The sequence below is a fragment of the Escherichia sp. MOD1-EC6819 genome (assembly GCF_002965765.1).
Classification (GTDB): Bacteria; Pseudomonadota; Gammaproteobacteria; order Enterobacterales; family Enterobacteriaceae; genus Escherichia; species Escherichia ruysiae.
Genome location: NZ_PTRG01000049.1, coordinates 1 through 225, shown reverse-complemented (window position 1 = coordinate 225; position 225 = coordinate 1). Strand labels below are relative to the sequence as shown.

The 225-nt window shown below is 49.3% G+C and carries 1 tRNA gene and 1 rRNA gene; both read left to right on the top strand.

What is annotated here, in order from left to right:
• Positions 1-83: ribosomal RNA gene (locus A7Z06_RS21595) — 16S ribosomal RNA — on the top strand; the annotation flags it as partial.
• Positions 84-151: 68 nt separating this feature from the next.
• A tRNA-Ile gene (locus A7Z06_RS21590) sits at positions 152-225 on the top strand.

Genomic DNA, 225 nt, shown 5'->3' with positions numbered 1-225 from the left:
CGCTTACCACTTTGTGATTCATGACTGGGGTGAAGTCGTAACAAGGTAACCGTAGGGGAACCTGCGGTTGGATCACCTCCTTACCTTAAAGAAGCGTTCTTTGAAGTGCTCACACAGATTGTCTGATGAAAATGAGCAGTAAAACCTCTACAGGCTTGTAGCTCAGGTGGTTAGAGCGCACCCCTGATAAGGGTGAGGTCGGTGGTTCAAGTCCACTCAGGCCTA